Source organism: Synechococcus sp. MIT S9220 (assembly GCF_014304815.1).
Lineage (GTDB): Bacteria > Cyanobacteriota > Cyanobacteriia > PCC-6307 > Cyanobiaceae > Synechococcus_C.
Genome location: NZ_CP047958.1, coordinates 1,209,612 through 1,233,588, shown reverse-complemented (window position 1 = coordinate 1,233,588; position 23,977 = coordinate 1,209,612). Strand labels below are relative to the sequence as shown.

General features: G+C 55.7%; 30 protein-coding genes and 1 pseudogene. 11 read left to right on the top strand and 20 right to left on the bottom strand.

Going from position 1 to position 23,977, the window contains the following annotated elements:
* The first annotated feature begins 381 nt into the window (after positions 1-381).
* Positions 382-666: a hypothetical protein gene (locus SynMITS9220_RS06540; RefSeq protein WP_115126168.1), complete on the top strand. Its 285-nt coding sequence runs from the start codon at positions 382-384 to the stop codon at positions 664-666.
* Between the two features lie 3 nt (positions 667-669).
* Positions 670-1,230: a hypothetical protein gene (locus SynMITS9220_RS06535; RefSeq protein ID WP_186987991.1), complete on the top strand. Its 561-nt coding sequence runs from the start codon at positions 670-672 to the stop codon at positions 1,228-1,230.
* Here the strand turns inward: SynMITS9220_RS06535 and SynMITS9220_RS06530 are convergent.
* Complete coding sequence (locus tag SynMITS9220_RS06530; RefSeq protein WP_370594310.1) at positions 1,205-1,969, bottom strand: response regulator transcription factor; 765 nt, start codon at positions 1,967-1,969, stop codon at positions 1,205-1,207. The genes SynMITS9220_RS06535 and SynMITS9220_RS06530 overlap by 26 nt on opposite strands.
* A gap of 76 nt (positions 1,970-2,045) precedes the next feature.
* Between SynMITS9220_RS06530 and SynMITS9220_RS06525 the strand changes: the two genes are divergently transcribed.
* The gene (locus SynMITS9220_RS06525; RefSeq protein ID WP_066907364.1) at positions 2,046-2,315 is read left to right on the top strand and encodes a DUF6761 family protein; all 270 of its coding nucleotides are present in this window, start codon (positions 2,046-2,048) and stop codon (positions 2,313-2,315) included.
* Positions 2,316-2,326: 11 nt separating this feature from the next.
* Positions 2,327-3,205 carry an alpha/beta fold hydrolase gene (locus tag SynMITS9220_RS06520; RefSeq protein ID WP_186987989.1) on the top strand — a complete coding sequence of 293 codons (879 nt, stop codon included), beginning with the start codon at positions 2,327-2,329 and terminating at the stop codon, positions 3,203-3,205.
* Here SynMITS9220_RS06520 and grxD read toward each other — a convergent pair.
* Genes grxD through SynMITS9220_RS06500 form a run of 4 tightly spaced genes read right to left on the bottom strand, consistent with a single transcriptional unit; the run spans position 3,194 to position 5,093 of the window.
* Positions 3,194-3,517: a Grx4 family monothiol glutaredoxin gene (gene grxD / locus SynMITS9220_RS06515; RefSeq protein ID WP_186987987.1), complete on the bottom strand. Its 324-nt coding sequence runs from the start codon at positions 3,515-3,517 to the stop codon at positions 3,194-3,196. The two genes, SynMITS9220_RS06520 and grxD, sit on opposite strands and share 12 nt — an antisense overlap.
* Positions 3,518-3,547: 30 nt before the next feature.
* Positions 3,548-3,781 (bottom strand): BolA family protein, encoded by a 234-nt coding sequence (locus SynMITS9220_RS06510; protein WP_067097230.1) that lies wholly within the window; start codon positions 3,779-3,781, stop codon positions 3,548-3,550.
* Positions 3,782-3,838: 57 nt separating this feature from the next.
* Positions 3,839-4,372, bottom strand: a complete 534-nt coding sequence (locus SynMITS9220_RS06505) for a hypothetical protein (protein ID WP_186987984.1) — start codon at positions 4,370-4,372, stop codon at positions 3,839-3,841.
* 25 nt (positions 4,373-4,397) lie between these two features.
* Complete coding sequence (locus SynMITS9220_RS06500; protein WP_255482942.1) at positions 4,398-5,093, bottom strand: 1-acyl-sn-glycerol-3-phosphate acyltransferase; 696 nt, start codon at positions 5,091-5,093, stop codon at positions 4,398-4,400.
* A gap of 134 nt (positions 5,094-5,227) precedes the next feature.
* On the opposite strand from SynMITS9220_RS06500, the gene SynMITS9220_RS06495 reads away from it, so the two are divergent.
* Positions 5,228-5,974 carry a pyridoxine 5'-phosphate synthase gene (locus SynMITS9220_RS06495; RefSeq protein ID WP_186987983.1) on the top strand — a complete coding sequence of 249 codons (747 nt, stop codon included), beginning with the start codon at positions 5,228-5,230 and terminating at the stop codon, positions 5,972-5,974.
* Positions 5,974-6,294, top strand: a complete 321-nt coding sequence (locus SynMITS9220_RS06490; RefSeq protein ID WP_115126173.1) for an MgPME-cyclase complex family protein — start codon at positions 5,974-5,976, stop codon at positions 6,292-6,294. Before SynMITS9220_RS06495 ends, SynMITS9220_RS06490 begins: the two co-directional genes overlap by 1 nt.
* 74 nt (positions 6,295-6,368) lie before the next feature.
* Here SynMITS9220_RS06490 and SynMITS9220_RS06485 read toward each other — a convergent pair whose 3' ends face one another.
* The gene (locus SynMITS9220_RS06485) at positions 6,369-7,169 is read right to left on the bottom strand and encodes a hypothetical protein (protein WP_186987981.1); all 801 of its coding nucleotides are present in this window, start codon (positions 7,167-7,169) and stop codon (positions 6,369-6,371) included.
* Positions 7,170-7,206: 37 nt separating this feature from the next.
* Here SynMITS9220_RS06485 and SynMITS9220_RS06480 point away from each other — a divergent pair, with 37 nt between their 5' ends.
* From SynMITS9220_RS06480 to SynMITS9220_RS06470, 3 genes are read left to right on the top strand one after another with little or no spacing between them, the layout of a single operon-like run.
* Complete coding sequence (locus tag SynMITS9220_RS06480; RefSeq protein WP_186987979.1) at positions 7,207-7,926, top strand: DUF475 domain-containing protein; 720 nt, start codon at positions 7,207-7,209, stop codon at positions 7,924-7,926.
* Between the two features lie 4 nt (positions 7,927-7,930).
* Complete coding sequence (locus SynMITS9220_RS06475) at positions 7,931-8,266, top strand: DUF6464 family protein (RefSeq protein ID WP_186991958.1); 336 nt, start codon at positions 7,931-7,933, stop codon at positions 8,264-8,266.
* Complete coding sequence (locus SynMITS9220_RS06470) at positions 8,236-8,496, top strand: hypothetical protein (protein ID WP_369818465.1); 261 nt, start codon at positions 8,236-8,238, stop codon at positions 8,494-8,496. Before SynMITS9220_RS06475 ends, SynMITS9220_RS06470 begins: the two co-directional genes overlap by 31 nt.
* Here SynMITS9220_RS06470 and SynMITS9220_RS13355 read toward each other — a convergent pair.
* A complete protein-coding gene (locus SynMITS9220_RS13355) occupies positions 8,489-8,806 on the bottom strand; it encodes a hypothetical protein (RefSeq protein WP_255483304.1) in 318 nt (105 codons plus the stop codon). The genes SynMITS9220_RS06470 and SynMITS9220_RS13355 overlap by 8 nt on opposite strands.
* Between SynMITS9220_RS13355 and SynMITS9220_RS06465 the strand changes: the two genes are divergently transcribed.
* Positions 8,714-9,856: a DEAD/DEAH box helicase gene (locus SynMITS9220_RS06465; protein WP_255482941.1), complete on the top strand. Its 1,143-nt coding sequence runs from the start codon at positions 8,714-8,716 to the stop codon at positions 9,854-9,856. The genes SynMITS9220_RS13355 and SynMITS9220_RS06465 overlap by 93 nt on opposite strands.
* A gap of 25 nt (positions 9,857-9,881) precedes the next feature.
* Here SynMITS9220_RS06465 and fmt read toward each other — a convergent pair whose 3' ends face one another.
* The 11 genes and pseudogenes from fmt to SynMITS9220_RS06410 all read right to left on the bottom strand — a co-directional run bounded on the left by fmt (position 9,882) and on the right by SynMITS9220_RS06410 (position 20,390).
* Positions 9,882-10,889: a methionyl-tRNA formyltransferase gene (fmt, locus tag SynMITS9220_RS06460; protein WP_186987976.1), complete on the bottom strand. Its 1,008-nt coding sequence runs from the start codon at positions 10,887-10,889 to the stop codon at positions 9,882-9,884.
* A gap of 24 nt (positions 10,890-10,913) precedes the next feature.
* Positions 10,914-12,281: a TldD/PmbA family protein gene (locus SynMITS9220_RS06455; protein WP_186987974.1), complete on the bottom strand. Its 1,368-nt coding sequence runs from the start codon at positions 12,279-12,281 to the stop codon at positions 10,914-10,916.
* A 2-nt stretch (positions 12,282-12,283) separates the two neighbouring features.
* The gene (locus tag SynMITS9220_RS06450) at positions 12,284-13,732 is read right to left on the bottom strand and encodes a TldD/PmbA family protein (RefSeq protein WP_186987972.1); all 1,449 of its coding nucleotides are present in this window, start codon (positions 13,730-13,732) and stop codon (positions 12,284-12,286) included.
* Positions 13,732-14,814 carry a magnesium-protoporphyrin IX monomethyl ester (oxidative) cyclase gene (gene acsF, locus SynMITS9220_RS06445; RefSeq protein ID WP_115126482.1) on the bottom strand — a complete coding sequence of 361 codons (1,083 nt, stop codon included), beginning with the start codon at positions 14,812-14,814 and terminating at the stop codon, positions 13,732-13,734. Before acsF ends, SynMITS9220_RS06450 begins: the two co-directional genes overlap by 1 nt.
* 72 nt (positions 14,815-14,886) lie before the next feature.
* Positions 14,887-15,300 (bottom strand): annotated as a pseudogene (locus SynMITS9220_RS06440) (DUF2996 domain-containing protein); the annotation flags it as partial.
* Between the two features lie 483 nt (positions 15,301-15,783).
* Positions 15,784-16,287, bottom strand: coding sequence for a hypothetical protein (locus tag SynMITS9220_RS06435; RefSeq protein ID WP_186987970.1), 504 nt, complete (start codon positions 16,285-16,287; stop codon positions 15,784-15,786).
* A complete protein-coding gene (locus tag SynMITS9220_RS06430; RefSeq protein WP_115126181.1) occupies positions 16,284-16,892 on the bottom strand; it encodes a flavin prenyltransferase UbiX in 609 nt (202 codons plus the stop codon). The genes SynMITS9220_RS06435 and SynMITS9220_RS06430 overlap by 4 nt, the downstream gene beginning before the upstream one ends.
* A complete protein-coding gene (locus SynMITS9220_RS06425) occupies positions 16,889-19,252 on the bottom strand; it encodes an RNB domain-containing ribonuclease (protein WP_186987968.1) in 2,364 nt (787 codons plus the stop codon). The genes SynMITS9220_RS06430 and SynMITS9220_RS06425 overlap by 4 nt, the downstream gene beginning before the upstream one ends.
* Positions 19,253-19,374: 122 nt before the next feature.
* Positions 19,375-19,680 (bottom strand): TMEM165/GDT1 family protein, encoded by a 306-nt coding sequence (locus tag SynMITS9220_RS06420; RefSeq protein ID WP_186987966.1) that lies wholly within the window; start codon positions 19,678-19,680, stop codon positions 19,375-19,377.
* Between the two features lie 42 nt (positions 19,681-19,722).
* Positions 19,723-20,052 carry a TMEM165/GDT1 family protein gene (locus SynMITS9220_RS06415; RefSeq protein ID WP_067094564.1) on the bottom strand — a complete coding sequence of 110 codons (330 nt, stop codon included), beginning with the start codon at positions 20,050-20,052 and terminating at the stop codon, positions 19,723-19,725.
* Positions 20,052-20,390: a YkgJ family cysteine cluster protein gene (locus SynMITS9220_RS06410; protein WP_255482937.1), complete on the bottom strand. Its 339-nt coding sequence runs from the start codon at positions 20,388-20,390 to the stop codon at positions 20,052-20,054. The genes SynMITS9220_RS06415 and SynMITS9220_RS06410 overlap by 1 nt, the downstream gene beginning before the upstream one ends.
* Before the next feature lie 165 nt (positions 20,391-20,555).
* Here SynMITS9220_RS06410 and psb30 point away from each other — a divergent pair, with 165 nt between their 5' ends.
* Complete coding sequence (psb30, locus tag SynMITS9220_RS06405; RefSeq protein WP_074159310.1) at positions 20,556-20,663, top strand: photosystem II reaction center protein Ycf12/Psb30; 108 nt, start codon at positions 20,556-20,558, stop codon at positions 20,661-20,663.
* Here psb30 and SynMITS9220_RS06400 read toward each other — a convergent pair.
* Complete coding sequence (locus SynMITS9220_RS06400) at positions 20,642-22,006, bottom strand: chloride channel protein (RefSeq protein WP_186991642.1); 1,365 nt, start codon at positions 22,004-22,006, stop codon at positions 20,642-20,644. The genes psb30 and SynMITS9220_RS06400 overlap by 22 nt on opposite strands.
* A complete protein-coding gene (recJ, locus tag SynMITS9220_RS06395; protein WP_370594383.1) occupies positions 22,003-23,922 on the bottom strand; it encodes a single-stranded-DNA-specific exonuclease RecJ in 1,920 nt (639 codons plus the stop codon). The genes SynMITS9220_RS06400 and recJ overlap by 4 nt, the downstream gene beginning before the upstream one ends.
* Positions 23,923-23,977: the final 55 nt, after the last annotated feature.

Here is a 23,977-nt window from a genome sequence, read left to right as displayed (position 1 = left end):
CGTCAAGGGCTGCCCTCTCAGTGCTAGCCAACCCTACGAAATAAAGGAATGATCCCTAGCCCAGGGGTGACAAGATCGCTGACTAGCTGCAGAGATGACACATGTCCACCGTGTGGAAATGCCGGAGTCAACTCCGCTTTAAAACGGCATCTTTGTGAGATTCGCGGGGATGCATTTCCACTCTCTTTTTGCTTCCTCAATGTCTGAACAGTTACCTCTAGCGTTTTATCGCATTGGCTTTAATCGTTCTTGCTTAAACAGCTGCTAATGCCCACATCAAAGCAGTGCTGATTCTTGTCGTAACCCCTGGAGGCTTCAGCCTGAGGATGTCCACGTGAGAGCAGGTCGACTGCTTAGGGTCAAATCGATGATTTCATTCCCATGTCACCGGCTCCTCAACCCAGTTCTGCAGAGCTCGCGCGTTACCTCGAACAACGCGGTGAACTGGGGAAGCCCTGGATGCTTCAGATGCTGCGGCTCTCAAAATTGAAAGAGGCGCGCGACCAGATGACTCCTGAGACCTATCTGAAATCGATTCAGGAGGCCCATGCCGACCTAATGCGTCTGGGTGAATTCTGGAAGGGCCGAGAGGAGGAAGTCTTCAACGGCGATTACCGCCCCAACGATGTGATCGAGCCTTTACCGGGTTCACCGGAGGATCGTTGAGCGATGCCAGTCGCGCTTCAGGAGAGGTTTCGACTTTCGCCACTGATCAGGGGAACTCTCATCTGTGTCTACCTGGCACTGGTGCTGCCCTTGCCGTTGATGGCACCTCCAGGTTTAAAGCTGACGCTCTGGCTGGCTGCCCCGATTGGATTGGCCCTGGTGCTTGCCATGCTCAGCGAGCAGGTCAATGTGGATGACCAAGGAATCAGCGTGGGTCATCCCCCTTGGTGCCGCTGGTTGATTCGTCGTGGTTGGCAGCTGCAATGGGGAGAGATCCAGCGACTGGTTCCTGTTGGTACAAGCCAGGGAGGAAGGGTCTATTACTTCACCACCTTCAACCAGGAGAAACGGTTGCTTCCACAACGTCTTGAGCAGTACGATCGGTTCCTTTCAATCGTTGAGGGGAGAACCGGTCTCAAGACAGGTGCTATCCAACGGCTAACTCCACCCTGGACCTACCAACTGCTGTTTGGCCTGGCGGTTGGCATGCTGACCATCGAAACGGTGGTGGCTGTTGCCGTGAAATGGGGATGGATTGTTATTCCGGCAGGTTATCCAGGCTGAAGCGATATCCCTGCTGACGAACGGTGGTGATGCCGCCACCTTCGCCTAGACCTGCCTGTTCAAGCTTGCGGCGGAGCGTCAAGACCTGGGTATCCACTGAGCGTGGCCCACCACTGAACGGAGGCCAGGCCATTCTCAGAAGCTCTTGACGGCTGCGCACCATTCCAGGTGGCATCAGTAATGCGCACAGCAGGGCGAATTCGCGCGGACTGAGTTCAACCGGTTGCTCTCTCAGGGTCACCTGACGCAGCAGTAGATGGACCTCAAGGGGACCAACGGCAACGCGTTCCTGCAGGCCGCTGCGACCCCGCTTAAGCAGAGTGCGACAGCGAGCGGCCATTTCTTCAAGGCCAAAGGGTTTGCGCAGCACGTCATCCGCGCCGTCATCAAGCAATCCCACTACGGGTTCAGCGCCGCTGCGGGCTGTCAACACAATCACTGGACAGCGCAATTGCTGGCCAAGTCTCAGTGCAGAACTTTGTTCCAGCAGCTCAGCACTGACCAACAGATCAGGAGACTGCTCCTGACAGAGCTCAATGGCTTCCTGCGACGACGACACTGCAGCAGTGAGATGGCCGTCCTGGCGCAGACGCTGAACAAGGACGGTCCGCAGTGTTGGATGAGGTTCTACAACGAGAATCCGAGCGGGTTCTCGAGACGGAATCGCGGGAACAGTGAGTTGCTGCACAGGAGCCTGACCGGTTCCATGGGCGAGGAGATCGCGGGAGGAGGAGGTCACAAGGCATCCGAAAGCCGTCTTACGCTAATGCCTTTCCTAGGCACGCTGGTAACAGAGGCTGCCGTCCTCACCAAAGATGACATCTCTTCAGCACCCGGAGGCCATTCGCCACTTCCAGGCGCTCTGTGATGCCTGCCAGGAACTGACAACGCGTTATCACGGCCCGTCTGAGTTGCGTCTCTATGCCGATGGCTATCTGCATGCTCTGCGCAGAACCGGTGATCTCGATCCAAGGGAACTGTCCAAGCTTGAGACACTGATTGAACGCTGGATCCTGGATCCTTCCAGTTTCATCGGTCCTGACGGGGATGTGAGCGCTCTCTACAGGCATCCGAATCAGTATTGAATCTCCGGGGCATGGGCATCAATCGTCATTCACTTGAGGCTGTAAGAACGGTCTCGGTCGACGGAGGCTGCATTGAGCTGCGTTGTTACCAACCTCACGCTGTGGACGCTGCTGATCGGATTCCTTTATTGATCACGCACGGAGGTCCAGGTGGTTCCAGCGTTGGTCTCTATGACGCTCTGCATCCCCTGGCTGATCAACGATCAACGATCTTCTACGACCAGCTTGGCTCGTTTGCATCACCTGCCGATCTGCTGCCGGAGCAGATGACACTGAAGCGCTTTGCGACGGAACCCCGTTGCATTCTCGATCAGTTGGGCATCGCCCGTGCCCATGTCTTTGGACATTCATGGGGTGGCGCAGTCATGACGCAGTTCTGCCTAAATCACCCAGATCGAGTGGCAGCCCTGTTGCTCTCGTCTCCTCTGCTGTCGACACAGCGGTGGATTGCCGATTGCAATCAGCTGATCAACAACATTCAAAGAGAGTTGGGCGAGTCGGTTGATTTGGAGAGCGAATTCGAACGCCGACACTTCTGTCGTTCCGATCAAGCATCAGATCAAGAAGCAGTGCGTTGTGAGCGTCAGAGGGGCAACAACAAGCTTTATCAACAGATGTGGGGACCGAGTGAGTTCCAGCATCAGGGACGACTCAGTGACCTTGACTTGTTCCCAAGCTTTCAGAATGTCTCGAAGCCAACGCTGCTGATCTGCGGGGAATACGACACGGCCACACCACAGACCCTGGAGGATGCAAGATCAAGGCTTGGTGATCGCGCCCGATTGGAAGTGCTGAAGGATGCAGGTCACAAGACCTATATCGATCGCAATCAGACGTTCATTGCAGTGGTGAATGATTTCTTAGATCAGTTGGATGAGTCAGCTGGCTAAAGCGATCTCCAGCTTTTCCTTCAAAGTGTTTTCGTTGTACATCTCGATGAGGATGTCGGATCCACCCATGAATTCGCCTTTGACATACACCTGAGGAATGGTGGGCCAATCGGAGTATTCCTTGATTCCCTGGCGGACCTCAGGGTCAGAGAGCACGTCAAATGTCTCAAAACTCACGCCAAGTGCATTGAGGATCTGCACAACATTGTTGGAGAAGCCGCACTGAGGCATCAGCTTGGTGCCCTTCATGAACACAAAGATCGGGCTCGACTGGATCAGGCTCTCGATGCGGGATTGGGTCTGGCTGTCCATGGAAATCAGGCGATCAGAGAAAGAGGCGAATCAGTTGGGTGTGGAGGTGTTCAGAGCTAGGGCGTGAATGGCCTCTGAAGCCAGCTCCTCCCTCAAGGCTCGATAAACAAGCTGATGTTGACGGATGCGATTGAGACCGTCGAAGGCGGTCGACACCACGCTCACCTGAAGATGATCACCACCACCGGTGAGGTCCTCGACGCTCACCTGAGCATCTGGGATCGCGCGACGAATTGCAGAGGTGACCGCGTCAGGCTGAACCATTGGAACAGAGCTTGAACTCAATTGATGCTGGCAGATGAATGTCGCGTGTGAATCCGATCACTCACCAGCGGAAGCACCGCGGTAGGGGGTGTCAACGAAACCGAGTTCCAAAAGGCTCTGGTAAGCATTCTGACCTTCTGGTTTGGCAGGAGTCATCAGTCTCACGACTTCAACCAGCACCGGCACAGCAACTGCCGGCTGGCCCTGACGGCGGAAGAGCGCGGCAAGACGCAGGTTGGACTGGGCAAGGAGAGCAAGAGCCGCACGTCCTTTGGTATCCATTTCCCTGGGGATACGGGCATCGAGCCCTCGGAACGAACCAGAGAGATCTCGGTAGAACGCCAAAAGCTGCTTGGAAGCGGTTCGAGCGTTGTCGTAGTCCTTCTTCGCCTGAACCAGATTGCCGGATGCCACTGCTGCATCACCGCGCTGAATCAAGGCCTCGACGGATGAAACATTGAAACCCGTGCCACTGGAAGCAAGCACTTTGGTGGCTGAGCCAGAAGCATCCGTTCCCGACTGTGCCAATGCAGGGGTCATGCACAATCCGGCAGTCAAGGCAATCGCTGAGCAAAGAAGGCGGGTGCCCATGGAACCAATCTTGAGTGCGCGGACTTTAAAGGCAATTCAGCGGTCGTCCGATGGCCTCTCGGGCCGCTTGTTCAGCCGTATGCATCCCATTGGCGAGTAAGTGATTGAAGCGAAGGGCCTCCTCCTTGCCCTTGCCATCAACCACTAAAGGTTGTTCGAAGCAAATTGCTGAACGACTGCGTGGGCCTGGAACAGCAGGGTTGTAGGCAAGACCAACAGGCACGACCTGCACATTGATCCCCCGGCGTTGAGCCAGTTGCGCAAGCCTGACCGGGCCTTGCTCCAACTCAATTGGTGCATCAGTCCTTTTGATCCGTCCCTCAGGAAAAACCACCAGTTGTTGACCACTCTCCAACAGGTCAAGAGCAAATCTCAGGGTTGTCAGTGAAGGCTTGTCTTGGTCGACCGCAAAACAACCCAGACGGTGCAGGAACCATCCCTGCAATCCGGACATTTCTGTTCTTGTGACCATGAAACGACAGTCACGGCCAGTGATCCGTCGTCCTGCAGCCATGGGGATCATCAGGGCATCCCAGCGGGCTCGGTGCGTTGGAGCCAGAAGAACCGGACCGTCTTTCGGAAGATTCTCCGCGCCCAGAACTGTTCTCCCACGCAGGTAATGAAGTGCCATGTCCTGGGTCACAACCATGGCAAGAGGGGCCCAGAAGGGATCGATCCCCGTATCGAGGGCAGATGAACGCGTCGTCAGGCTGCTGGACACCGCCTCGAACTAAAAATCCACTCAGCAGAAATTACCGGGGAAGACCGCACCCCAAGGACTCTGCTGGGCAGTTGCTCCTTCGGCCGAATCGGATCAGGCGCTGAATAGGATTCATTCCATTTCAACGACACAACGTGGCCAGCCTTGGGGTGAATATCGACCACATTGCCAATGTGCGGCAGGCCAGGAGAACGGTGGAGCCTGATCCTGTGCCAATGGCTCTGTTAGCCGAACTTGGAGGAGCTGACGGAATCACCGTGCATCTGCGCGAAGACCGTCGTCATATTCAGGACCGTGATGTGGATCTGCTCAGGCAAACCGTGCGCAGCCGTTTGAACCTGGAAATGGCTGCCACCGACGAAATGGTTGAAATCGCTTTGCGTGTCAGACCAGACATGGTCACATTGGTTCCTGAACGTCGTGAAGAGGTCACCACCGAGGGAGGGCTAGACGTCGCAGCTCAGCTTGCGCAGCTGAAAATCATCGTGCAGCGACTGCATGAGCAAGCCATTCCCGTCAGCCTTTTCGTGGATCCGGACCCATCGCAATTGAGGGCCAGTCGCGATGCAGGAGCACGCTGGGTTGAATTGCACACCGGCACCTACGCGGAGGCTGCTTGGACAGAACAACCCCATGAGTTGGCCCGTTTGACGGAAGCCACTGCGTTGTCCCGCTCCCTCGGCCTACGCGTCAACGCCGGCCATGGACTCACCTATCAGAACGTGGAACCAGTCGCAGCCATCGAAGGAATGGAGGAGCTCAACATTGGCCACACGATTGTGGCCAGGGCGCTTGCAGTCGGTTTGAAAACCGCTGTTAGCGAGATGCGCTTCTTGGTTCAGAATCCACGCCGTGAGCCCTTGTTCGCCAGCCAAAGTTGATGACCACGTACTACTTCGTTGCAGCAAGCGATCGATTCCTCACCGAGGAGGAGCCATTGGATGAAGTGCTCAAGGAAAGACGACGTCACTATCAAGAACATGGCAAGGAGGTCGATTTCTGGCTTGTTCGCCAACCTGCTTTTCTCAACGCAGCTGAGATGAAGACAATTCGTGAACAGCTCCCTCAGCCAGCTGCGGCTGTGGTCTCCACAGATTCCAATTTCATTACGTTCATGAAATTAAGGCTGGAGTTTGTCCTTGACGGACGTTTTGAAGCCCCCAGTTCTGAAATTCCTGATGCCATCGCAACCGCTGGATGAAACCTCTGCCAGCTTTTTCGTATCGCTGAGCAATGGCTCTACTGGTATTGATCATTATTCCTAGGCATTTCAGTTCAGGAACTGAGTAGTTGTTCTTCAAGCAACATGTTGAAGTTCAATAGTTGCTCGTCTGTGAGCTGCTGACGTGAGCTGGCCTGAAGGTGTTGATTCAGAAAGTCTTTCGCCTGTTGCTGATTCCATTGAAGCCGTTTGAGAATTTCGTCCCCCTGAGTCACTAAATCGGATCGACGTAAAGGAATCTCGGCGTGCTGTGGATCACTTCCTGCCGGCAGATCACGAAGACGTTTCAGATAGGCCACGAGATCACTGAAGCGCGTAAGTCGATGGCGGCTTGCATGTCCGAAGGCTCGTTCGAGATAGATCTTTTCGCTGTCGCGGTCCCATCCGATCCTCTGAAGTTCGAGGTCGATGGCAGTGAGCTCCTCACTCCAGTCCTCTGGGTCGATCGGTGATTCGCTGGGAGGTTGTGGATCAGGACCCTTTCCCACGATTTCGTCAGCAGCGGCAACAGGGGTTGGTTGCTTCTGCTGGGGTTTCATAACCTGCTTGGTTTCCACCGATTCCTTGATTTCAGGCGGAGCGACGCGCCTGATCGGCTGCAGCTGCTTTGATCCGCCAGGCTGAACCGAGCTTTCAACGCTGGTCAGGGAGGTCGTTGTCGATAGTTCCTCGGCTTTGGCGGGTTCAGAGCTGCCCAGCCTTGCTCGAAGTCGCTCAAGAGCCTGATCCTCAGCTTCTGTGGCGCTGCGTCCTTCACCGAGAGCACTCCCCAGCGGTGTGGTGCCCTCGTAGGCCTCAACAAGCACAACGCATCGGTCGGAACTCACATGGCAGAGCTGGGCGTGGGTTCGCATTCCACTGATCAATGTCTTCCATTTCTAGGCTGTAGAAATGGATACAGCTGCACTGTCGTCACTCACTGCCTGGTTGGACGGCGTTGATCAGCTGGGTGAATTGCTGCCGCTGTTGCCAGTCCTTGTCGCTCTTGAGTTGCTTCTCTCGGCCGACAATGCGATTGCGCTGGCGGCAATCGCGCGTGAACAACGGGATCCACGACTTGAACGACGGGCGTTGAATCTCGGCATTGTGATGGCGTTCGGGTTGCGCGTCGGGCTGATCCTGATGGCGCAGTATGTTCTGGCTTTTCCGCCGATTCAGTTGATTGCAGGCGGTTACTTGCTCTGGATCTGCTTCAGTCACTGGAATTCTTCGATCGAAGAAGCCAGTGAAGGATCGGTTGAAACAGCTTCCAAGCCAATCCGATTCAGTCGAACGGTGCTGACCCTGGCGATCACTGACCTCGCCTTTTCGATCGACAGTGTCGCTGCTGCAGTTGCCATCAGTGATCAGTTGCTACTTGTGTTGACGGGGGCCTTGATCGGAGTGGTCGCTTTGCGTTTCACCTCAGGACTGTTCATTCGCTGGCTGCAGATTTATCCACGGCTGGAAACAGCCGGTTTCCTTGCGGTTGGTTTTGTGGGTCTCAAGCTGCTGGCGCTGATGGCCCTACCAACCCTTCATCCATCTGAACTGGTGACTCTTGCGGCAGTCGTTGGCTTGATGGTCTGGGGATTTTCTCTCCGTGAATCCCCTGCAGCAGAGGAGTCCTGAGCACATGCTCGTGGAAATCCGACAGACCGGCAGTGAGCAACTGCTCGATCGTGTTGAACTCGATGAGCCTCCTTCCCCGGGCCGTTGGTTCCTCCACGACGATGACAGTTTCCTTGTGATGCAGCGCCGTCACCGTTACCGACTCCATTCCGGAAGCTATCAGTTGAGTTCAGTCGTTCTGATGGTGAAACCTCAGAAGAGACCGGACGATGCACGCTGGTTTCAGCATGGCTGGGTCATTGGTGATCCTGCCTGTCGTTTCAATGCTCGAAGTCCACTGATGCGCTGCGCTGTGATCCCTGAGGGTCCATGCGAACGTTGCAGTCACTGGTCGGCGTGACATCAATGAAACGTGAGCGCTGTTGGGTCTGGTTTCGTGGTGGTCTGAACCAGAAGTCCCACTGGGAAGGTGGGTTTTATGCCACCACGGATGAACAGGAAGGGGTCCTGATTCAACATGGCAGCTATCGAGATACAAGGGTTCCCGCTTGGCGGGTGAGCCAGCAGGAGCCAACCGATCTACACACGGCACCGGAAATTCCAGAGGATGCTGTCTGGAAGATCAACTGAGTTCGTTCTGTTGAAGCCCAGGCAAGCCTTTAGCCAGTGTTTTTGGGTCGCCTCCTAGGGTGAAAGATTCGGCTCCAACACGATCAGCGAGACCTCTGTCACGGTCAATGCCCAGGTCGGCTTCGAAGACCTGGGACTCGGTGAACCCCTTCTCAAAGCTCTGAGGGACAAGGGGTATATCCACCCGTCGCCGATTCAGGAACAGGCGATTCCAGCGGTGATTCGTGGTCGTGATGTAATGGCGGCAGCTCAGACCGGCACTGGGAAAACAGCCGGATTCACGCTGCCCATGCTCGAACGACTTCGGCATGGCAGACGCTCCGGTCGTGGGCAGGTGAGATCGTTGGTTTTAACGCCCACCCGTGAACTGGCTGCTCAGGTTCATGAGAATGTGCGTGCTTATGGGCATCACCTTCCCTTGCGAAGTGATGTGGTGTTCGGTGGAGTCAAGATCAATCCGCAGATTGAACGACTTCAGGGAGGAGTGGATCTACTGGTGGCGACACCAGGTCGACTGCTTGATCTCCATCAGCAGGGTGTTGTGCGTTTTGATCAGTTGGAATGCCTGGTGCTGGATGAAGCGGATCGAATGCTTGATATGGGCTTCATCCATGACATCCGCAGATTGATTCGGCTGATGCCCGAGCAACGGCAGACCCTGCTTTTTTCTGCCACATTCAGTCCTCCGATCCGAAAGCTGGCCACCGGGTTACTGCATCAACCACTGCAGATTCAGGTCACGCCCGAAAACCAGACCGCACGTTCTGTGGAGCAGGTCGTTCACCCCTGTGACATGAAACGCAAGCCGGAACTTCTCAGTCATCTGATCAGAAGCGGGAACTGGCGTCAGGTGCTCGTGTTTTCGCGGACCAAGCACGGCGCCAATCGCGTGGCGGAAAAGCTCAGCAAGGAAGGACTTGAAGCGGCTGCGATTCACGGCAACAAAAGTCAGGGTGCTCGTACCCGAGCTCTTCAGGGCTTCAAGCAGGGCAGTGTCCGGGTGCTTGTGGCCACCGACATTGCTGCAAGGGGAATTGATATCCAACAGTTGCCGCACGTGGTCAACCTGGATCTTCCCAACGTGGCAGAGGATTATGTCCATCGCATTGGTCGCACCGGTCGAGCTGGTGAAACTGGTCATGCCATTTCGCTTGTTGCCGCTGAGGAATCACTGTTGCTGAAGGCCATTGAGCGTCTCACGGGCGAAGCGTTGCGCAAAGAACAGGTGAAAGGTTTCGAACCGACGATTCTCACGGCCCCACCTCTGGACCTCGGCGGTGGCAAACGGCGCAGCAGTCAACGCGGTCATCAACGCGGTCGTCGCAGTCCAACACCCGTATCCCGCCAGCGCAGACGTTGAGCGGCTTCAAGGAGTGTTTGCTCAGTCAGCCAAGCATGTCGCCTGTCTTGGCCTGCAATTGCTGAACGAGAGCCCGGCCATGGCTCCGACCTTTTCCTTCCAGCTGTGCTTCGCGGATCAGTAATGGGCACCCTGAACTGCTGACCACCAAACCAGCCTCACAGCTCTCCAGAACAATTCCGGCCTGGTGTCCACCGGTTGGCCAGCGGCCCAGGAGGTCTTGCGCAAGAGGGCTCAGCTCCTGACGCAGTCTCTCGATCAACGGTTCAGTGACCAGCAACTTGAGCCGTTTTCCGTTCCAGAGGGTCACCGCACCTGGAAAGAGGCCCATCACCTTGCGATGGATGGCCAGTGCCGAAGCAGACCAGACGATCTGGTAGTCACTTTTCACGAGCATGCGTGCGTAAGTGACCTCAGAAGTCTGGTGGCGCACGCCCAACCTGCGAAGTCGCTCCTCTTCCGCTCCTGCTCCTGCGTTTTCAATCTGTGGCAAGGCCTCAACCATCAGATCTGCCGTGAGTTTGCTGAGTCGCTCACCGAGTTGATGCGCGTTTTCCAATAAACCGATTTCGAGTTCCCTTTGGATCAGCACAGGACCGGTGTCCAGTCCCTCTTCCATGGCCATTACACCAACGCCAGTCTGAGCATCACCTTCAAGGATGGACCATTGAATTGGGCCTGCTCCCCGCCATCTCGGCAGCAGTGAGCCATGGCCGTTCCAACAGCCCAAAGGTGGTTGTCTCAACACTTCAGGAGGCAGAATTTGGCCGAACGCAACCACAACAGAAAGGTCGGCACCAAGATCGGCGAGCTGCTGTTGACAGGCATGATCTCGGCGGATTTTTTCTGGGGTATAAACCCTTAAGCCGAGTTCCAAAGCCCGTGCTTTCACGGCTGAGGGCATTAATTGTTTGCCCCGACCTCGACGTCGATCGGGCTGCGTCACAACACCGACGATCTGATGTCCTGCAGACAGCAGGGCATCGAGCGTGGGCACTGCATAAACGGGCGTACCCCAGAACAGAACTTTCAAGACCAATGAATCAGCAAAGACTGTTCAGGCTTCACCAGTGATCGCCAGACCATCAACCCACACGTAAGGACTAACCCCTTCATGGGTGATCACGGATTCCGGTTCGAGATGAACAATGGAACGGAGGAGTTCGCGAATGTCGCCGGCCACTGTTGCGGCCTCAACGGAAATGCGTTCCCCACCTTGAACCAGCCAACCGTCGAAGGGCAGTGAGAACGCTCCTTGGCTGGCTTTCACACCGGCATGAAGAGCACTGAGGCTTTCAATCAAAACGAAAGTGTCAACACTGGTGGCGTGATCAAGATGATCGGCTCCTGTGTTCATGGAGGGCGTGCGACTGACTTCAAACCAGTCGGGACCGACGGACACCTTGGCACCCATCCCAGCATGTCCTGTTGGATTCACTCCGAAATGGCGAGCGGTGGCTTCGGAATGCAGGAAGTTCTCCAGGCGACCCTCACGGATCAGGGGCAGGGCTCGGGTTGGGGTTCCTTCCCCATCAAAAGGCATGGCTCCAACATGGGCTGGATGCAGACCGTTGTCGGTGAGATTGAAGAAAGGAACGGCTAATTGATCGCCGATCGATTCAGGTTTGCTGAGACTGACACCGTCTAGGACGGCACGGGCATTGAGCATGCTGCTGAATGAGCCGATCAGATCAAGAAAGGCCTCCGGTGTGAAACACACCAGGTAGCGACCAGTGTCGATGGGCTGATAGTTGAGATGGCTGATGGTGCGCTCTGCAGCCTCATCGATGCATCCCGACAGATCCAGATCGCGGCTGCCAAGAGCGAGCCGCACCGCACCGCCACTACGGGGTTTGCGACCACTTTCCTCCGCACGTGCCATCAGAAAAATGCTTGCCTGAGTGCGTTGTGCCTGGCGCAGTGCACCTTCACTGTTGAGGTAGATCCGTTCACTACTTCCCTCATTCATGGCGTTGTAGGGAAGTGTGCCGATGGCCGGATGACGACCCAGCAGTTGCTGCTCAGCGTCTAGAAGTTGCTCGAGGAGACGCTGAATGCCTTGAGCCTCTTGGACAGGACGGTGAAGATCCGGTTGAGGTGCAGTGGCGAGAGGGGAAAAACCAGGCACGTCGTCGGGGTTACCGAATTCACTCGCCTGGTGCGCGCCCATCAGCGCTTTTTCCAGACCTGAATCAGACAGATCAGAGGTGCTGGTGATGCCAACCAACCCTTGTTGGTTCCAGACTCGAACCGTAATCGAACTGCGTTGTGCAGCTTTCAGCTGTTTGGCCTCACCACGGTCAACCTGAACTGAAGCACTGCTGCTTCGACTGGCGCCCAGGTCCCATTTTGAAATTCCTTCGCGACGGGCAAGCGACTGGAGCTGATCCTGAAGCGACCTCACATTGAGTGGAGCGTTGTTCATGATCAACGACCTCCCACGGTGATTGAATCCACTTTCACGTGAGGTTGACCCACGGTCACAAACACGCTGCCGCTGACGGACCCGCAGTAGCCGGCAGCAAGCTCAAGATCATCAGCACACATCGAAATCCGGGGCATGACTTCCTTGGCATCACCGATCAAAGTGGCGCCTTTGACCGGTTGACCGAGCTGACCATTTTTGATCAGGTACCCCTCTTCAACAGAGAAGTTGAACTGTCCGGTTGCACCGACGCTGCCTGCTCCCATGGATTTGCAATACAGCCCATGGTCAACCGAGCTAATCAGATCATCGATGCTGTGAGGACCCGCATCGATGTAGGTGTTGCGCATGCGGCTTGCAGCAGCGAAGCCATGACTCTGTCGACGACCGCTGCCGGTGCGGGCGTGTCCTGTTCGCATTTCACCGGCTCGGTCGCTCAGAAAACATTGAAGGATTCCGTTTTCAATCAAAACGGTTCTTTGAGGCTCCATACCCTCGTCATCCATGGATATGGATCCGAAAGCACCACCACTCACGCCCTCATCGATTGCAGTGACGGCGGAATGGGCAATGCTTTCACCAATGCTGTCGGCAAATGGTGTAGAACCACGCTCAACCTGGGTGGTTTCCAACAGGTGACCACAGGCTTCATGGAAGATCACACCACCGAATCGATTGGCCAACACCACCGGCATCTGGCCACCGTCGACGTAATCGGCCCGGAGCATTTTGGCGGCGCTGTCACAGACTTCTTGAGCCGAAGCATCAACGTTCCAGTGGCAAAGATCATCAGGACGATCGCTGCTTCCGTAACGGCGGGCAATACTGGAGCGATGTTCGCCATCGGCTGCGAGCACACTCAGGCCACTGGACTGATGCAACCTGATGTCACGGGCAAATGTTCCATCGCTGGCTGCAACAAGCACTTCTTGCCAGTCGCGAGCGAAGCTGCCCCGACGGACGTCAAGATGCTGACCGCGCTTTTGCAGGCAATGTGTTCCCTCAAGAAGACGCTGCGTGATGGTGACGAGATCCGGTGTGCTGTCCAGCCATGTGTTTTTGGAGGAGCCGTAGTCACGAAGAGGCCCAAGACCATCAAATGAGCTTGGGGAGGCAAGTGTGGAGGCGTTGAGCTGAAGCATGGCCAGAGCCTGGTGGAGAGCTTCTTCCAGCCCTTGATCACTCAGGTCGTTGGTACTGACGAAACCATCCCTTCCAGACCGGAACACCCGGATACCTGCTCCCATCCCGAATGAGGGGCCGACGCTTGTGATCTTGTCCTGTTCGGCAAGGACCCCGAGATGATCCGTGCGTTCCAGAAACACTTCAACGAGATCGGCTCCGGCACTGACCCCCGCATTCAGTAATGCATCGAGGCGTTGACGCCAGGGATGATGACCTGGGTTCAGATCATTGAACCCAGCCGAAGACTTTTGAAGAGTTGTCTGCATCAGCGCACACTGGGCTGATAGTTTTCACTACGAACAGGTGACATCAAGAAGAGAGAGGCCATCTGTGCTCCGTTGGCAATCCAGTGCGGAAGTTTGCGAACAAATTTGAGTGGAGCTGGTGATGAACTCTGATCCACAGATTCCAGTGACTCGTTGTTCGTGATGATTTTTTCCAACCGTTCGTAGAAACGCGGATTTTTGACGTCAAGAACAACCGGGAAGACCCGAGCGGATGTCTCGTTGGTCTTGTCGATCACCATGCGGTCGTACTCGCGAGCATCGAGGCCAAGAGCTTCGTAAAACTCCTTGCGGGCCACATCCCTGACATACATCGTGGCGAAAACTGCAAGCAGGAAGAATCGACACCAGAGACGGGCACGCAGACCGCGAACGGTGTCGGGCTGCGACTTCATTAGGGCGTCAAAGAAATCTCCATGGCGATTTTCGTCTTGACACCAGTTTTCAAAAAAGTTGAAAATTGGAAAAATTTTACTTTCAGGATTCTTTTCGAGATGCCTGAAAATTGCAATATAGCGCCAGTATCCAATTTTTTCAGAGAGGTAAGTGGCGTAAAAAATAAATTTTGGCTTGAAGAAGGTGTATTTCTTGTTTGCAGTTAGAAACCCTAAATCGAGCTGAAGACCAAAATCACTCATCGATTTATTGAGGAAGCCAGCATGTCTGGCTTCATCTCTGGCCATGTGAGCGAAGCATTCTGCAAGCAGCGGATTTTTGGCTTTGATGCGACGGCTCAGCTCTTTATAGAGAAGAAAACCTGAAAATTCAGAGGTGCAACTCTGTTCAAGGAACTCGATGAAGACACGACGCGTCTCGGGGTCAAGTTTGTCTGCTGCACCGTCGAATTCCTCGTTACGCACAAAATGGTGACGGTTGTAATCCTTGCGGAACTCCTCACAGATCGCCTCGAGCTCAGCCTCATTGGGGCGGAGATCCATCTCCGCCATGGCTTCAAAATCAGTTGTATAGAAGCGGGGCGTCAGGATCGTGTCCTTGACCGGATCTTTGACGGCGACGCCGGAACCCCCGGATTTTGCGTCATTCACAGCGGTGGGAGGCACCATCAGATCCAACGTGTGTTTTCAGCATCGTAAATGCAGTCCTGGCACAGCCGGGGCTGGGTGTAACCCATTGGTTCAGTTGCCTCCGAACCACTTCTGACCATTCAGACGTTGGAGCAGTCGAGATTCAAGCAAGGCCAGGTTGATGCGTTTCTCATCGATCAGGAACGATTCGAGCAGGCTTGGATCTGAACCGGATTCAGCAAGAGCGATCGTTTTGCCCGACGTGATCGCATCGGCTTCAAAACAAAGCCAGAACCGACGTTCTGAAGGCAATTCGCCTTGAACCATCCAACAACGCCCACCCACCACCGGGCGTTCTCCCTCAACAAGCGTGAGGCTGATCGGCGCTTGTTCGCGCGCGGTCAAAGATTTGGTCAGTGATGGAAGCAGATCCTCCTGGATGAAGTTGGTAAATGGCTTGTCCTCCGGTTTGGGTTTTGGTGCGGGTTTCGCTGGTTTGGCGGGTTTATCCGTGGCATCCGTCTTCGTTGCCTTGGCCGCAGCTGGAGCAGAACTGGCTGATGAGTCAGCCTTGACAGGAGCAGCCTTCTGTTGCGTGGGATCAGGCTTTTCTGCTTGTTCCGGCTTGGAAGGCGGTTTCGTCTTGTCTGCCTTTGCCGCAGCAGGATCAGCACTGACCGATGGGTCAGCTTTGACGGGGGCAACCTTCTCCTGAGCTGGATCGGTCTTCTCTGCTTGATCCGGCTTGGAAGGCGCTTGCGTCTTGTCTGGCTTGGCTGCTGCTGCTGCTGGTTGGACTTTCTCTGCCGTTGCTGCTTTGGCCGCTGCTTCAGTCTTGCTTGGCTTGCCTGGGGAGACAGTCACGTCCGCATCCGCCATATCTTCAACACCTGCAGTCGTTGCAGGTAGATCAGGTGTTTCGGGCTTGGCAGGAGTGTCGGGGGTTTCGCTCACCGGACATCAATCGCTCGCGGGACTGTAGACAGCCCAGGACACTTCTCACCAGTTTCACCACTCTGTCGGAACCGGTTGATTCCAGTCATCAAGGTCTGTTGTTGAGGTTTGAACAGGCTCTGGAACAGTTTTCTCCCGCACCTCCGGCCGAGGCTTGCTGTCCTTAGATGAGCGACCGGTCCGAATCACCCTGAAGGGCACTGACACGGTGGGTGCAGGATCTCGCACGTCTCTCTCCGGCCAAGGCATGGTTGCTGCCGTTGTGGCTGCACGCTGCGTATCTGGCTGTGAAGCTTCTTCATGCCATGTGTAAGGCCGCCGGACCTCCCTTTGCAGGGTCTGCTGTGTCGATGATCCCGCAGCCAGCACACCTCCAGATCCGAGCACGGCGCCTGATGTGGCGGCGACAGCCATCCACACGCCGATAGGAAGTTTGGGTAGCTCCCAAGTGAGGATGCGAAGACTTCCTGCCTTACCAAGGTTGAGGCCACCGACGAGCAACGTGAGAAGCAGGGGTGAAAGGCAGGGGATCAGCAACAGGCGCTGGAGTGGTGTCATGGCTGAGGCCCCTGCCAACGTTTCTGATCGGTGAGGGATTCCCCTAACGAGTCAAAGAGCCTCATCACCAGAAAATCGAGCATGTCGTCGATGCTTTCAGGCTGGGTGTACCAGGCCGGGATCGGAGGAGCAATTCTTGCTCCTGCTTCAGCGAGGGTCGTGAGATTGCGCAGATGTAACAGGTTCCAAGGCATTTCCCTTGGAGCGATCACGAGAGGTCGTCCTTCCTTGAGATGGACGTCAGCACAGCGCTCAAGCAGGTCACCGCCAAGTCCTGCCGCGAGACGACCCACGGTTCCCATGGAACAGGGCACAACAACCATGCCTTTGGTGCGCACACTGCCGCTGGCAATAACAGCTGATTGATCATTCCAGCGATGACAGATCAGTTGACCATCGTTCACCCCAAGTCGATCCCGCCAGAAACTTTCCTGAAGCTTGGGATCCACAGGCACCGAGATCGACCGTTCAGCACGCCAGACTTCGTGCGCGCCACGACTGAGAATCACATGAACGCTGAGATCTCGTCGCAGCATCCACTGCAATGTGCGTTCAGCCAGTTGTTGTGCCGAAGCTCCGCTGATACCAATTACATAGGGAATCATTCCTCGCTCACAGCCACCGGAAGGGGATCCTCAGCAACTGGTGTCGTGGCAGGAACCACTTCAAGATCGATTTGGTTTCTCAACACATCAACCTTGAGCACTTTCACTTCGACGCTGTCACCCAACTGATAGACGCGCCTGCTTCTTCGGCCAACTAAGCGGTTTTGCCTGGATCGATATTCATACCAGTCATCATTCAGTGAGCTGACATGCACAAGACCTTCCACCATTGAAGGGGCAATTTCCACAAAAAATCCGTAGCTCTGAACGCCACTGATGACACCGGTCTGCTGCTGCTCAAGCATGGGCTCTGCACTACGAGCCTTGGTCATTGCCAAGACATCCTTTTTCAGTTCTTCAACTTGGCGTCGCCGCGCATTCAACTTCTGCACTGTGCGTTCACGGATCGTGTCAAGGATTTTCTGCTCCTGAGATGCCGTGAATAAAGGCCAACTGACTGAGGCAGCGACACCTTTTTCGCCAAGTTTGACTTTGTTCTTTTGGCGCACTGTTGGACGATCCTTGCCGTCATTGAGCAGTGCACAAAGCACCTGCTGGTTGATGACATCTGCCTGATGCAGCGTTGGGCAGCACCAGGGGGCAAGGGGTTGAAGTGGCTGCTTGCCCGAACCATCAGCGTCGCTGTTGTCGGAATGATTCGGTGAGTGATCCACAGTGGACTCACTCAATGTTTGTTCAGATCCGTCTGTACCGGTCTCCTGATTGCTGCTTGAAGCCCGATAGAAACTCTCTGGCAACGCCTGCCTCAGTTGCAGATTGAGGACATGACTCGACTCGCTGCTCGCCAAGGCTTGGCAAAGTTCAGATGGTGTGGGAGCACCATCCTCGTCTAGTTCAAGAGGCACATCCAGTGCGATGGCAGCCTTGGCAACATCATTGAGAGCGGCATCGTCCGCCGGTGGAGCGTCAAGAAGAATCGCTGGTAAACCCAGTCTCCGACTGTGTTCTTCCCAAACACGATGGGCGTGCCGAATCAGGACAGAGAGAACCGAATTCGGGCAACTGGCATTCAGAGGTGTTGACCAATTCTGACCGTCACCATCAGGCGATACATGATTGAGATCACCCAGGTCGTCCGCTTGCGCTCGCTTGAGATCCAGTTCGATGCGACCTTCTCGCCGTTCAGCATCATGCAGCTTGGTTGCACAGAAAATCAGTGTTTCCAGCTGACCGATTTGGTCTTTGATCGACTTCAAAGCGGCAGGAACTGCTCTCGACTTTGGTTTACGTGATTGCAAAGCATGGAGAGCTTCAGCCTTCACTTCAGCGACAGGTCGAATTCGACTGAGGCAAAAGTCCCAATCGCGCCACTCACCATCCGAATCGATATCCAGACGCAACGACACAGCGTCCTGCACGTCCCCGACGGAAAAATCAGCGGCCTTCGCAAGGGCAGGGCTCAGCAATGGAATCCAGTGTCCACCGAGACAAAGGCTTTCTGACTGATTGAGAAGCCACTGGTCGTAACTGTTCCCTGGGCTCAGGCGCTCGGCCACGGCGGGGCTATGAATCCATAGTCGAGTGCCACCCTCGTGAGGAATGACATGAACAGCTGGCAGCGTTGGAGCGCCATCTGAAGTCCAGCCGCTGATCATCAACGTGGGCTGCTCGGTGAGGTCCTCGCGTTTTTTGGCTGATGGGGCTTTGAAACTGGCGCGAGGAGCAGCCGGCCGCTGATGAAGATTGGCCTTGGTTAGCATCAGCTCACGATCAGCTCCAGCACCACCATCGAGGGGAAGCGATCGAGCGACATGCCCGCGTGCCGGAAACTGTGCGATTGGATAGCGATCCAGCACGACTTCTGCAACGGCCATCCCAATCGGTTGTTCCGCATGGGGCGCATCGTCGGGAGAAAGTTCAATCGATGCCAGTAAACGGTCGTCGAGTGGAACGGCGATCACGCGGTCATCCTGTTGTTCCACCGAAGCAAGCAAGCTTGTGGTGGCCCGCTCAAGAATGCACTGGATTCCTCCTTCAGGGGAACGGCGTCTTCCTCCTTCACGCGTGAGCCTGACAAGGACCCGATCGCCGTTCCAGGCATGATTGAGTTGATGATCACGGATATAGATGTCATCCCCGCCGTCATCACGAATCGCAAAACAGAATCCTTTGCTGCTGCAGCGAAGACGTGCTTCGACCAGATCGACTGATGTTCCCCTGCTGATGGCTCGATCGCTATCGAGATCAAGTATTCCAAGCCTTGTCAGACCTTGGACAGCAAGCTCGAGAGACTGTTTCTCTGAACGATTGGTCAGTCGCAGGATCTTTTCAAGCTTGGCAATCTCAAGATTGCCCTCTTCTGGAACCTGGTCGAGCAGGTCAGCGACCGTGAATTTCATCGGAACGTTTTACGGGAACCGGCCTTCAGGACCGGGAGGAATCATCTCGGGTGCGCGTGCAGCGAAAGACCGCGCCTTCCCTTGATTTCACAATCTTAAAGCTCCCTCGCTCGCCTGGAGATTCAGTCGTCGGCCGTCGCTGTTGATTCCGCTCCACTGAGAAGTGGCCAAAGCAGTTTCAGTCCAATCGCCAGAAAACCAAGTGATGCCATGAGCTGCAGCCAGTCGGCAGGCACAACGCCTGACAGTGATCCTCCGGCGATGGCACCGATCAGGCTTGCCAGCACAAGCGCTGATGATGAACCGAGAAACACGGCCAAGGGGCGGTTGGATGTTCCGCTAATTGCCACGGTGGCGAGTTGGGTTTTATCGCCGAGTTCAGCGAGGAAAACGGTGGCGAACGTGGACAGAAGCAGGGTCAGATCCATGACAAGAAAGCGTTCAAAGGCCAATCGATCGAGAGAGTCCTTTTAGAGAGGGTTGGCGGAAATCAACGACTGCAGTGCCTGGGAACCGAGCCATAACCCCAGTCCCAGCATCAACAGGCCGGCCATCTGCTCGAGCCGTTCCGGTTGCATCACTGTTGATAGCCAACGTCCCACCAACACGCCGACAAGGCTGGAGCAGATCAACGCCAGTGCCGCACCACCGAACACAAGCCAAGGTTGCCCCGATTGAGCAGACAGTAAAAGTGTGGCGAGTTGGGTTTTATCGCCAAGCTCGGCCAGAAAAACCGTTGTGAATGTCGTCAGAAGGACGGTGGTGAAACCAGGACGTGGTGGGGTGCCGGAATCAGTCATCACAAAGGATCCGTTGAACGGATGAGACGTTCGAACTTACGCAGTTCCCTGCTGCGACCGCCATGAACTGAACGGATCTGTTGTCGGCAGCAATCGATCGCAAATCGGTCCATCTGATCGGGTTCGATGCCGAACAAGCCGCAGAGACTGCTGACGCGGCAGAAATCTGGACGGGAGTCATAAATCCGACAACGCCTTGATCCACTGTCGAAATGAATGCACCAGCCATCGTCACCCACCATCGATAGATATTGCTGCTGCTGAAGAGGATTCAGAGCCTCAACGGCTTCCGGGCGTTCATCAGGTGCCAATCGGCAGCAGGCACCGCACTGGTCCATGCAGGACCAATGGAGTTGAGAGCGAGTCACGAGACCACCTCAAGACCATGATCAGCACTTTGCGGCTGTGACAAGCCATCACAGAGGTTGAGTTCGTGCTGTACGTGGAGGGGGAATGCCTCGTAGCCTGCATCTGGCAACATGCCGCTCATCTGCTTCCGTTCCATGGGACTCGATTTCCACCTGATCGCCAATTTCGCGGCACTGGCCCTGATCACCCTGGCCGGCCCCGCCGTCATCTTCATCCTCTTCTATCGCCGTGGTGCACTCTGAAGTTTGCTGAGGCCGTGATACACCGGATCTCTGCAGACCAAGCGTCCGGTGTAGGCAGCAAGCACTGAAGCAAGCACAACTCCAGCAAACAACTGCTGGTCGCCTGTCAGTCTCCAGGCAAAAACGATCGAGACGAGAGGGAGTTGAGTTGCGCCTGAAAGGCCTGCAGCGAGGCCAAGGCCGATTCCCACTTGTGAGCTGATTCCGGCCACGGCGCAAACGGTATAGCCAAGGACCGCACCGAATGTCAGAGAAGGGTCAATCAGACCGCCTGGGACTCCAGGGCTTAATGCCAGCATCGGTCCAACGACCCTGACCAGCGTGATCCAGACGCTGGTGAGTCCAGTAATGAAATCCTGATCATTGCCAAGAGCATTGGGCATCCCTTGTTCAATCAGCTGACGGACGAGCGCTTCGCCATCAGACGTGGAGGTTCCCCAGCTCAGCAGAGCAAGCACTGTCAATCCACTACCGAGACATAAGCCTGTTCGCAGGGGTTTTCTTTTGATCACCGGGGCCAGGCGTCTGGTCAGCCAGACCAAGCCCTTGTTAAACAAACCACCGACAAGTCCGCAGACAATTCCGATCGGGAAAGCCAGCATGAGTTGCTCGATTTCCGGCAAGGCGATGTTGAGGACTCCGAGTCCAAACATCGGTTCTCCGCCGATGTTGGAGAATCCAGCTGCGGCAACACTGACCACCAGCGCTGGCCAGATCGTCACGATCGAATAATCGGCGGTGAGTTCTTCGAGCATGAACACGGCTCCAAGCAGAGGCGTGTTGAATCCACCGGCAAGACCGGCACCTCCACCGATGGCCACAATCTGGCGTTCATTCAAAGAGGGCAACCAATCGCGGAAGCGCCGATGGCAGGCCCTCGCAACGGCTGCACCGAACTGAACAACTGGACCCTCCCTTCCAAGCGGAAGCATGGCGACGGTGGCAATGGACCAAAGCACTCCACGTTGCACTGTTCCAGGCAGTGCCATTGCTTTGGGCAGTTGAGATGGGTCTTCAAGCCCATTCATTGTGGATGGAATGCCGGAGCCAGCACCGGCCTGCCAGGGTCCACGCTGGAGCAGCAACAGGATCGGCATCACCACGAGCGGCATGAAGGCGACAAGCAGTCCCTTCCGGCTCCAACCTTCATTGGCAGAGGTCGGCATCAACCCGTACAGATAATCCTGAACGCCATCGACAAGATTCAGAGGCAGACATGCAAGCCCGATCAGCACTCCGACCAGAACCAGACCGATGAAATGACGAACAAGGCCTTTGAGTCGGCTCTGTGAGGGCAATGTTCCTGGAATCAGGACTGATTCCTGTCGGCTATCCGGACTCATGGGCGCAAACCGAGGCCGATGCAAGCCTCCTGCAGGAGAGCTGCAACGTAAGGGTGTGAAGCGCGACTGTCGTCGCTTTCCAGCACACCCTCGTGATTGATACGACTCACCAGTGTTTCTCCGTCTGGATTGATCAGCTCCAGGCTTTGGCGATCGATACGCTGCACTCGGTAGCTTCCGCGAGAACGCAAGAGTTCCATCACTTCATGATGGGGTCGAAGAGCCTGGATCTCCAGTTGAAAACGGCTCTCGCCACGCCAATGATTCTGAGTGACGGTGTACGTGGCATCGATTGTCTGACTGAGCACAGCGTTGTCGGGCCAGCGCCAAACAATGGCCTGGCGTTCCACTCCGTGTTGTTCAAGTTTCAGCCGTAAGTGCCCGCCGCGCAGGGATTGTTGGTCGGTGATTCTGCAACCTCGTGACCAGAACAATGGTTTTGGATGACCAGCACCGAAGGGTTCGAGTTGTTGCAAGGCTTGCCATAAATCATGGTCAATTTGATCGAGCTCTAGCAGCGCTTCCGGTTCAACCAACAGATCCTCACCCCGACCCTGCAGCCATTGCGCAGCAAGAGCGTTGAGGGCTTGATGCAGGGCACTGACAGACGTCACCTGAACCGTGAATCCGCCAGCGGCGGGATGACCTCCGTGACGGTCCAGAAGAGCACTGCAATGTTGCAGCGCTCGATCAACGGCAAAACCATCGGGTGCACGCACCGAGGCACGCATTTGTCCTTCGCCGTCGCTGGCGAGCAACGCTGCGGGACGTTGATAACGCTCAACGAGTCGTGCAGCAACGATGCCAATCACACCGTGATGCCAATGCCCCTGCGCAAGCAGTACAAAGGGAGGCAAAGGTGATGGATCACTTTCAAGCAGTGCAACTGCCTCCGCTTCGATCGCATCGCAGAGCTCACGTCGCTGACGATTCAGTGCGTCGCACTGACGCCCGAGCTCAAAAGCACGATTGGGGTCATCGGCTGTGAGCAGATCAACGACCAGGGAGGGTTCACCGATGCGACCGACCGCGTTGATCCTCGGTGCCAATTGGAAACCGATGTCATCAGCACGTAAGGGACGATCTCCAAGACCAGCGAGTTGCTGCAAGGCTTGAACTCCAGGGCAACGGCTGCGATGCAGATGACTCAACCCTTCTCGGAGCAGGGTTCGATTGGCTCCTATGAGTGGTGCCATATCGGCCACGGTGCCAATACAGAACAAATCTCTCGCTGTGGTGATCGACGCTGGATTCTTCAACTCCGCGGCTAAAGCTCTGGCCAGCACATAGGCCAATCCCACTCCAGCCAGACAACCATAAGGAGAGTTTTTCGGAGTGGTTGCTGGGTGGATCAGAGCCAATGCTTTGGGTCGATTGGCGGGAAGGGTGTGGTGGTCGGTCAAGATCACCTCGATGCCGAGTTCCGAAGCCTTCTCGAGAGCTTCATGTGCAGCTACCCCGTTGTCGACTGTCACCAGTAGACGAACGCCCTGGGCATGGAGCTGCTCCACCATGCCGCTGTTGAGGCCATATCCATCGGCCATCCTGCTCGGGATTGCTGCTTGAGGACTGGCTCCCATGGCCTCAAAGGCACGCATGAGAAGAGCAGTACTGGTCATGCCATCGGCGTCGTAATCGCCACAGATGGCCACTGCTTCCTGGTTGAGGCACGCTTTTTTCAACCTGATGAGTGCTGCAGTCAGCTCCGGAAAGTGGAGATCGGCTGCCGGCAGCGGTTGATCACTGAGAAGCAGCATCACCTGCTCAGGACTCTTGAGTCCTCGTCTGAACAGCATCGCTTTCAGAGCGAGCGGAAGATCCACTGAGGGCAGTGGGTCTCCTTCGATGGGTTGTGGGAGTCGCCACTGCTGATCCTGGGCGCCCGCCACCATGCCGAAGGAAAGTAATGGCTGCATTGTGCGTCCTCATCGCCTCAAAAGCGATCGTTCAAGCTGGGCCCCGATCGGATCT